The sequence below is a fragment of the Shewanella sp. A22 genome (assembly GCF_053850585.1).
The window spans coordinates 1-9,325 of sequence record NZ_JBSQBN010000157.1 but is presented as its reverse complement, the minus strand read 5'-3'; the positions used below and the strand labels follow the sequence as shown (position 1 = coordinate 9,325).

7 protein-coding genes and 3 tRNA genes are annotated in these 9,325 nt (G+C 40.5%); 4 read left to right on the top strand and 6 right to left on the bottom strand.

Annotated elements, in window-relative coordinates:
* Nucleotides 1-202 precede the first annotated feature (202 nt).
* From ACWXWT_RS18805 to rsgA, 6 genes are all read right to left on the bottom strand, one after another.
* A complete protein-coding gene (locus ACWXWT_RS18805) occupies nt 203-394 on the bottom strand; it encodes a bacterioferritin-associated ferredoxin (protein ID WP_456043105.1) in 192 nt (63 codons plus the stop codon).
* A gap of 282 nt (nt 395-676) precedes the next feature.
* Nucleotides 677-1,411, bottom strand: a complete 735-nt coding sequence (locus ACWXWT_RS18800) for a glycerophosphodiester phosphodiesterase (protein ID WP_456043104.1) — start codon at nt 1,409-1,411, stop codon at nt 677-679.
* Between the two features lie 129 nt (nt 1,412-1,540).
* Nucleotides 1,541-4,750: a mechanosensitive ion channel domain-containing protein gene (locus ACWXWT_RS18795; protein WP_456043103.1), complete on the bottom strand. Its 3,210-nt coding sequence runs from the start codon at nt 4,748-4,750 to the stop codon at nt 1,541-1,543.
* A gap of 48 nt (nt 4,751-4,798) precedes the next feature.
* Nucleotides 4,799-5,671 (bottom strand): DMT family transporter, encoded by an 873-nt coding sequence (locus ACWXWT_RS18790; RefSeq protein WP_456043102.1) that lies wholly within the window; start codon nt 5,669-5,671, stop codon nt 4,799-4,801.
* Nucleotides 5,658-6,542: an archaetidylserine decarboxylase gene (gene asd / locus ACWXWT_RS18785; protein WP_456043101.1), complete on the bottom strand. Its 885-nt coding sequence runs from the start codon at nt 6,540-6,542 to the stop codon at nt 5,658-5,660. The genes ACWXWT_RS18790 and asd overlap by 14 nt, the downstream gene beginning before the upstream one ends.
* Before the next feature lie 68 nt (nt 6,543-6,610).
* On the bottom strand, nt 6,611-7,669 hold the full coding sequence (rsgA, locus tag ACWXWT_RS18780) for a small ribosomal subunit biogenesis GTPase RsgA (protein WP_456043100.1): 1,059 nt from the start codon (nt 7,667-7,669) through the stop codon (nt 6,611-6,613).
* A gap of 112 nt (nt 7,670-7,781) precedes the next feature.
* Between rsgA and orn the strand changes: the two genes are divergently transcribed.
* The 4 genes from orn (at nt 7,782) to ACWXWT_RS18760 (ending at nt 8,879) form a co-directional block, all read left to right on the top strand.
* Nucleotides 7,782-8,327, top strand: coding sequence for an oligoribonuclease (orn, locus tag ACWXWT_RS18775; protein WP_456043099.1), 546 nt, complete (start codon nt 7,782-7,784; stop codon nt 8,325-8,327).
* A gap of 197 nt (nt 8,328-8,524) precedes the next feature.
* Nucleotides 8,525-8,600 (top strand) — tRNA-Gly (locus tag ACWXWT_RS18770).
* Nucleotides 8,601-8,694: 94 nt separating this feature from the next.
* Nucleotides 8,695-8,770: transfer RNA gene (locus tag ACWXWT_RS18765), tRNA-Gly, on the top strand.
* 33 nt (nt 8,771-8,803) lie between these two features.
* Nucleotides 8,804-8,879: transfer RNA gene (locus tag ACWXWT_RS18760), tRNA-Gly, on the top strand.
* Nucleotides 8,880-9,325: the final 446 nt, after the last annotated feature.

Sequence of the window (9,325 nt, the reverse complement as noted above, 5' to 3'; positions counted from 1 at the left end):
TTATTCGCATTTTTTTCTTGTTTGGAGAGGTTAAGTATTTCTTTATCAGTAAGAGAAGTCATACATAAAGATTAATAAGAGGTGATACTTTGATTAGATCACATTTTAATCATAATTGGTATTATTTCTTATTTGAGTTAACGAAATACATAAAAAAATGCAGCTCATATGAGCTGCATTTTTTTATGTAGAAGAAAGCGTATTAAGCCACTTCATAAAAATTAGGTTCGTACTCTAGTTGAGTCTGAATGATTTGAGTTGCCATCCGCGCACATTTTCCACATTGATCCGCAACGCCCAAACGCTTTTTAACGTCAGCAAGTGAGCAATCACCTTGACTTACTGCTGCTTTGATTTGAGTGTCTGTGATGGCATGGCAAAGACAAACGTACATGGAAAAAGCCTCTTCATTCAAAATACACTAACTAAGAAAGTAATCTAATTCTAAATGAAAACAGTTATCATTGGCAATAACTATTTTGTTATGTTGTGATAATTTTTTAAAGAGTTTGATCTATCGTATGTTCGAAAAAGTTAAACCCATACGAATAAGCTTCAACTATTGCTGATATTGAGTCGCGCCCATTGCCTTGGTATTAAGGAGAAGGCGCTGATATATCATTACGTTAGCAGTGAATCGATATTAAGCTAGTCACTGGTTTTGAGCTTAGATTGTTTACTCAAACCATTCACTAAAATCGTCTGTTACTGGCATCATTGATGCTGCCATAGCTTTGTCTGGATAATTACTGAATATTCCATCTACTCCCATGAGGTTTAATGCTTGAATGTCATCTTGGTGATCTACAGTAAAAACATACACTTTACAGCCGCGCAGGTGGGCATCGTCAACAATTTTTTGATTTACAAAACCTACATCGATGTTAAGGGAATAGGCATTCAGTGTTGTTGCCACTTGCGCTAAATCGAGTGGGACTCCAGCGAGTAGTGGTGCTATTAACGCATTTGGAAAAGCCTGTTTTATCTGGGCTAAGTTGGGGTGGTTAAATGATGATATTAGCAGTTGCTCTGGTGTAAGGTTTAATTGTGTTAGGGCTTTAGGATATAGCGACATAAAGGGATTAACACACTTAATGCCTTTTAGTTCAATATTAATACGGCACAAACCTTTGCCTTTGAGGCTCGCCCATTCGAGTACTTGCCAAAGGGTAGGGATGGGTTGACCACCAACAGTACATTGGGCCAGTTTGGTTTTAGTGGTGAGATGGATCAGTCCTGTTCCCGTTGACTTACCTTCTAAGCGGCGGTCATGAAAAACGACTAATTCGTCCTCAACACAATGTACGTCAAGCTCTATGTTATAGACACCTAATTCGATGGCTTTGTCCATGGCGGCTATTGTGTTTTCTGGTTCATAACCGCTAGCACCACGGTGAGCAAAAACGATCATAGATGTTCCTCAATTATTACTTTAGACTTAATTAAAAGGTATTTTGTAAATTGCACACCTTTTTCCGCATCAATATAAAGAGCTAACACCTTTAAATCAAACAACATTTTACCATCAACATTAACCGTTTTAGCCTTTGTATAATCCAGAAGGCTCTTTGGTAGCGTGATTAATGTGAATGTCCATTTGTGGATAAGCAAGTTCGATTTTATTTTCTTTGAGTTTTTTGCTAATGCGTTTATGCAAGTTATGGCGAAGAGGCCAACGTGCAGACATGTCTTTGGCGTAAGACCGTACTTCGTAATCCTGTGTGTGCACCCCAAAACCGGCGAACCATACTTCAGGCTCAGGTATGGTTAATGATAAGTCACATTCGCGTACTGCTTGATGAAGTAACATTTCAACCATGGTTGGATCTGCATCGCGTGACACTGATACTTTGACAATGACGCGAGTGATAGGGTCGGACAATGACCAGTTAACCAGTTGTTCTGTAATAAAAGCTTTATTGGGTACAATAATTTCTTTGCGGTCCCAATCAACAATTGTGGTTGCTCTAATTTGAATTTTGCTGACGGTGCCAGTAAGCTCGCGGATTGTGACGGTATCGCCGATACGGATCGGTTTTTCAAATAGAATAATTAACCCTGAAATAAAGTTAGCAAAAATCTCTTGTAAACCAAAACCTAAGCCAACGGACAGCGCTGCCACTAGCCATTGTAATTTAGACCATTCCATCCCCAAGGTCGAAAAACCAAATAGCATGCCAAAAAATACCACTAGGTAACTGCTAACAGTCGTAATAGCGAAACCGGTTCCCGGTGATAAGTCGAGCCGTTGTAGTAGCATGAGTTCAAGTAAACCAGGCAGGTTTTTGGCTATCACCACAGAGAAACCAACTAACATTATGCCAAATAAAATCGACTTTAATGTAATAGGCAGCTGTTGCTCAATACCATTTACGTTGCTGTTTGTGGTCCAAAGGGTTATGCCATCTAAAAATGAGAATACTGCGGTATGGGTCTGCGCTAAAATACCTAGCAAGCTCGCAAAGAAGGCCAAAATGAGAATGGACCTTACTAAACCAAGTGACTGGCTAGAGATCGTTTCTAAATCTACAATGGGCTCTTCATAGGTCTCTATCGGTTCATTGCTGTGTAATTCGCCTCTTTCACGCTGTGCTAAACGCTCTGCGCGCTTGGCTTTAGCACGATCAAATGCGATCAATCTTCGTTCAATTAGCATCCAGCGTTTAATGAGTTGATAGGCTAGCAAGAAGCATAAACCTAATAAGACCGAGATTTGCAGTTGCAATAAGAGCTGGAAAGCGGTGAAGTAGTAGCCAACCCCTGCTAAAATAGCACTAAAAATAGGGGTGACAATCAGTATTGCCCATACCGCTTTTTGAATGATGGCCATATTTGTCGCGCTAGGTTTATTTTGGCGATATTGACCAATCAGTAACATCACATCTTTATAGAGTAAGCACAGCACAACACAGAAAATAATAAATGCACCACGTCCAAGGCTGTTACGAACGAGTGAGGTGTCTAAGGCTTCTGTAAAGCCCATTAAGCCGATTAATGGTGCTGATATCATGACAAAGGAGGCCATGGTTTGTTGTGCTTGTTGAACAATTGTCTTAGGCCGTCTGAAATGGCTAATCAAAATGCCTTTGTCTACGGTTAATAAGAAAAAGAAACGATAAATTAAGTAGCTAACACCAATCGCTAATATTCCCACCCCAACAGCATGAACCAAGTTTTGCTCAGAACCTGAGAAAATGATCCCAGCGACGATCACGGGTAGCGGTTTTATTAAGGCGTAGACTAAGCTAATGAGCAATGTTTTGATGGTGTATTTAAACTTATCTTGGGTTACATTACCCACAAACACGGCATAACGACTAATGGCTTTATTAAATTTAGGTGTGAGCATGTCTTGTGCCATTAAGCAGCATAGCAACAAAATACCCCACCAAGCCCAATAATGACTTTGTGCTGACCAAGCTTGTTGTAGCGACTGCCACTGATTGGGTTGTAATAACCAAACACTACTGTGGCTTATGTCAATTAACCATAACGCACCAATACTCGGTGCATTTGGCACCCAAAATAAATGTTCGCTTAGCGTATTTTTTAATGTGTTGTGTAATTGATTTAATTGTTCATAACCAATGCGTAACTTTGCGAATTCAGCTAAGTATTGGTCATAACTTTGTAATAGCTGTTCTATTAGCACTTGTTGTGATTGCAGTAATTTTAGCTGGGTTTCATTAAACATTGCGCTGTCATCAAGTTGCTGACTATTTAATGCTTGTTGTTGCTCTAATTGATAACGCTCTAGTCGAGCATCGGCTAATTCAGTTTGCAATTTGTCTAGATTAGGTGGCTTAGGCAGTGACTGCAGCATCTGTAAAAAACGATCACCGAAAGCTGAGTTGGTTTTAACCCAGTTTATTTGCTCAAGCACATTTGAGAGTTGTGCATTTTGAGATTGATAACGTTTTTCAACACGTTGCTGTTTCTCTATTGCCGATTTTATCTTGCTGGTGAGGGCTTGCAATTGTATTGCATACCGTTGATTTAATTTACTTAATTCTTGAGACCATGGATCGGCTAGCGCTTGGGCGTCAATTAAGTTATTGGCGATGGTGTCTGCGGTTTGTTGCTGGCGAGATTCAATATTGTGTTTATTAATTAGTTCAATAAGGGCTTCTTGTTGCCCTAAGGCCAATCTATTGAGCTGTTGCTGTTGTTGAGTGGTTTCTAACTGTTTTGGGTTCGCCAAACGTTCCGTTTGTAACGTTGCTATATGTTGTGCGAGCAATTCTGCTTGAAGCTTGTTCCGTTTACCTAATGGTGTGTCAATGGGGGCTTGCTGGGTTTTCTTATGTTGTGTTAAAGCATTTTCGGCTTGAGCAATTAACTCTGGTAATTGTGTTTGACGCTGTGAAAGAAGGCGTAACTGTTGGTTTAAACTCGATTCAGTTTCTTTTAACTCAGATAAGCGAAAATAAGCCATTGAAGCTTGTTGATCTAAATCCATATCGGTATCTAGACTCAATGGCATTTGAGCTTCACGAAGTTGCCCAGCAAGAGCCAGTTTAGTTTCGTTGTTTGAGCGTTCGATATTGGTATAGGTTTGCTGTTCTATTTGCAGCTTTTCAATACTGCTCTCTAGTTCGGCAATTTGAGACTGTATATCAAGAGGCTGATTTTCTGTTTGACTGTTTAACCCAAAACGTTTGTTTAAGGTTAAAGGTGAATTGGCAAACACAGAAAACGACAGTGTATTAACGATAAGTAAACACAAGAATAAAGACGCTAAACGTAACATAATACTTTGCTCAGATTGGAGTAAAGGCATGGTAGCAAATTTACGTGATTATGCTCTACTTTTTTGATGGCTCTGTTGAGTTTCAAATAAAGCGGTTGCCACAATAATGGTTCCACCAATAATCGTTCGTGTTGTCAGTTGTTCATCTAAGACTAATAGTGCGAGCACTGCACCATAAAAAGGCTGTAAGCACGAGACTAGCCCAACTGTTTTTGCGCTTAAATAACGAAGTGCTGTGGTAAATAAAGCATGAGGCATGGCCGTAAATATTATTCCGAGTAGTAACACAAGCCCCCATGTGTTTGGGCTAATATGTTGTGCATTGATATCTTGCCAAGGGCTTAACAATAAAAAGGTAATGAGGGTTTGATAAAACATCGCATGCGGGCCGCTGTAATGAGAAAATACACGTTTATGGAGTAAGTTTCTGGCGGTAAATAATGCTGCTGAAATAACGCCCACAATAATACCTAAGGTGGTGTGATTATTCAGACTAGCTTCTGGGATCAGCATAATAACCCCAATTAACACCGCTATTCCAGATATCACATCAAGCAGTTTCAGCTGTGTTCTATTGATTATGGGTTCGATTAATACAGTCATCACTGGGTAAGTAAAAAATGCAATCATGCCAATAGCAACAGAGGATAATTGCATCGCAGCAAAATAGGTTACCCAATGCAAGCACACTAAAGTCCCCAGCGCTACGGCTGCCCAATAATCTTGTTGGCGTTGTAACCGCAATGGGCGATTGGTGACTTTAACGATAATGGCCAGTATTAACGCAGCGACAATACAGCGTAAAAAAGTGATATTAAGTGCGCTGAGGGGAATGAGTTTCGAAAATAAAGCCGTACCACCAAACAGGAGTACGGCTAAATGGAGTTCAACTAAGCCTAAATTTGGTTTAGCTGGCATCATGTTTTGCTGAACGCGCTAGCGTTGCAAATGGTTGTCCCATGCGCGTGGTCTCTCCTGGTTCGACACCATCAGCAAAAGTATCAATTGCATCTTGAGAAAATAACATCACCACTGTGCTGCCTAATTTAAAGCGCCCCATTTCGGCGCCTTTTTCTAGGGTGATAGCTTCCGGCCCTGTGGTTGGGTAGTCCCAGCTAAAGACTTGTTTACCGCCAGGTGGGGTTACCGTACCTGACCATATTGTTTCAATACTGGCAACAATGGTTGCACCAACCAACACCATAGCAATTGGACCTGCTTCGGTTTCAAATATAGCAACCACACGTTCGTTACGAGCAAACAGCCCCGGGACATTTTGCGCTGTAAGAGGATTGACTGAAAATAAATCACCCGGTACGTATGTCATCTTTGATAATGTGCCTGTGATTGGCATGTGGATGCGATGGTAATCTTTTGGCGCCAAGTAGATGGTCGCAAAATCACCGTTATCAAAGCGCGCTGCATCGGCTTTATGTCCACCTAAGAGAGCCTCTGACGTGTAACTATGCCCTTTGGCTTGGAAAATATTACCAGCTTCAATTGGACCACACTGGCTTACAGCACCATCAACTGGGTGCGCCATTATGTTGTTATCTTGGTTGATCGGTCTAAGTTCTGGCTTTAATGCACGAGTAAAAAAAGCATTAAACGTTTTGTAAGCCTCAGGTTCTGGCTGCAATGCTTCTGACATATCAATTTTGTATTGTTTGATAAACCACTTAATACCTGCAGTAGTAATAGCGCCTGCTTCAGCGGCGGCAAATTTACCCACTAAGCGTGACAAAAAGTGTTTTGGCAGCATGTATTGCAAAGCAATTTTAATTGAGTCCAAGGTATTTCCTTTTTCTAATCTGGTTAAATCATGAACATTATTCTACAGAGAACGATCTGTTTTGGGTATTATTCATCAATTGCACGGAAATGTCGTGCATGACGCTGCTCGTCTAAGCTGGCAATAATGCGTTGGTAATTATTAAAGCGATCTTGCGTAATTTTTCCATCGGCTAATGCTTGTTGTAAAGCACAACCTGGGTCGTCGCCATGTTTACAATCGCGGAATTTACACGTTCCTAAAAAATCTCTAAATTCGATAAAACACCAACCCACTCTGGTCGCATCTAAATGCCATAACGCAAATTCTCGAACGCCAGGAGAGTCAATTAAATCCCCGCCGCTGACAAAGTGCAGTAATTTTGCCGTGGTGGTGGTGTGTTGACCTAAGCCTGAATTGTCCGACACATCGCCTATTAACAACGCTGCTTCTGGCATTAACGCATTGATTAAAGATGACTTACCAACACCAGACTGGCCAGCAAATACACTGACTTTATTATTCAATAAGTCTTTAATTGCATCAACGCCTTCGCCTGTATGGCTACTGACTCGATAAACCGGATAACCTATGTCTTGATAACGGGTTAATGCTGTTTCAATGTCATCTCTATTTTCGTCATTCAATAAATCGGTTTTATTTAAAATAATGATGGGTGGAATGTCAGTATCTTCGGCGGCCACTAGATATCGGTCAATAATTTGAGTGGTAAAACTAGGTAATACCGATGACACAATTAAGATTTGATCAATATTGGCGGCGATAATTTTTACGCCATCATATAAATCGGGCCGTGTGAGTGATGACTTGCGAGGGTGGACTGCTACAACAATACCGCCGATACTAGATCCTGCTTGGACCTCTGTTGCCAATCTTACAATGACATTGTCGCCAGTCACTAAACTGGTTACAGCTCGGCGAATGTTGCAGCGTGATACGGTACCGTCAGCCGTTTCTATGTCGGCATGTTGACCAAAGCGAGAAATAACGACACCAGACTGTTCAGGGCCTAATAAATTGTCCTGTAACTCAGGGGCGTTGTTATCATCGCTACGTTTTAGTCGCTTAGTCTGATTCGCGCGCATTCGGCGTAATTGACCTTGGCTTAGAGGTTTCTTTTTACTCACTGGCTTATCTTCATTAAATAGGTGTTTTTTTGTGTGTCAAAAAAACAGTATGATACACACTCTTTTATAAAAAAGCCTGAATTTAGGCGACAGATAACATAAGGCGACATAAATGGCTGCTGATGCGAATAATCTTATTTGGGTTGATTTGGAAATGACAGGCTTAGAACCAGAAGTCGATCGAGTCATTGAAATTGCAACCTTAGTGACTGACCAAGAGCTGAATATTATTGCTCAAGGCCCTGTTCTAGCTATTTATCAAACAGATGAAGTGCTAGCAGGAATGGATGATTGGAACCAAAAGCATCATGGAGAGTCAGGGTTGATTGACCGTGTGCGGGCCAGCAAGTGTTCTGAACAAGATGCGATAGCACAAACGATTGATTTTTTGGCTCAGTATGTGCCTAAGGGAGCCTCACCTATGTGTGGTAACAGTATTGGTCAAGATCGTCGTTTTTTGAATAAGTACATGCTGGAGCTAGAAGAGTATTTCCATTATCGCAACATTGACGTTAGCACGATTAAAGAGTTGGTTCGTCGTTGGAGTCCTAAAACGATGGATGGCTTTAGTAAGAAAAATACCCATCAAGCATTAGAAGATATTAAAGAATCCATTGCTGAAATGCAGTTTTATCGCAAAGAAGTATTTAAAATTTAACCAATCGAACAATTTTTTTAAAAAAGGGGGTTGCAGCCTAGTAAAATTTACCTATAATGCGGCCTCAACTTTCTGCAGAGCACCAAACTCTGAATGATAGAAAGTTGTAAAGAAATTTGAAATAATGCGACATTAGCTCAGTTTGCATAGGTTGAAAGACGATACCTTGTTGATTGTTACAATGAAGCAACCAGTACGCGACATTAGCTCAGTTGGTAGAGCGATACCTTGCCAAGGTATAGGTCATCGGTTCGAACCCGATATGTCGCTCCAAATTTCAGCATGATTTTGTAATGCGACATTAGCTTAGTTGGCATAGGTTGAAATACGATACCTTGTTGATTGTTACAATGAAGCAAAACAGTACGCGACATTAGCTCAGTTGGTAGAGCGATACCTTGCCAAGGTATAGGTCATCAGTTCGAACCTGATATGTCGCTCCAAATTCTTGCACGTTTCTTATATGATTTTGATATGCGACATTAGCTCAGTTGGTAGAGCGATACCTTGCCAAGGTATAGGTCATCAGTTCGAACCTGATATGTCGCTCCAAATCACTTCCCTAGTTTGAAATGCAACATTAGCTCAGTTGCGCTTTTAGAAAATGCGATACCTTTTTGTTTGCCAAGCTAGACGTCATAGAACGGTCATCAGTTCTAACCACTTTTTATTGATAAAGAAACGTCGCTCCAAATCACTGCCTTAATTTAATGCTATCTGTGCCAGCTTTTCTTTGTTCTAAATCTCTTTACTTCAAATCCCGACCCAATGATAAATTTTTTGTTATTACAATCCAAAAACAAACATTTCAGATTAATGCCTAACACAATATGGTTACGTCATCTTTAACAACACAATATTATACCAATCCCATTAAATATCTGGTCAGTTCAGAGTCTCTCAGGTTTTTCAATTCAAGGCACATTGATGTAGAAATGGTTGTTGCCTTTTAAATCAATGTAACACAGAAGTGGAATACCTGAGAGACTCCATTCTGG

Excerpts from the sequence above, each read along its gene's own strand:
- ACWXWT_RS18805 (WP_456043105.1), bottom strand. The coding sequence starts at position 394 with ATGTACGTTTGTCTTTGCCATGCCATCACAGACACTCAAATCAAAGCA.
- ACWXWT_RS18800 (WP_456043104.1), bottom strand. The coding sequence starts at position 1,411 with ATGATCGTTTTTGCTCACCGTGGTGCTAGCGGTTATGAACCAGAAAAC.
- ACWXWT_RS18795 (WP_456043103.1), bottom strand. The coding sequence starts at position 4,750 with ATGTTACGTTTAGCGTCTTTATTCTTGTGTTTACTTATCGTTAATACA.
- ACWXWT_RS18790 (WP_456043102.1), bottom strand. The coding sequence starts at position 5,671 with ATGATGCCAGCTAAACCAAATTTAGGCTTAGTTGAACTCCATTTAGCC.
- orn (WP_456043099.1), top strand. The coding sequence starts at position 7,782 with ATGGCTGCTGATGCGAATAATCTTATTTGGGTTGATTTGGAAATGACA.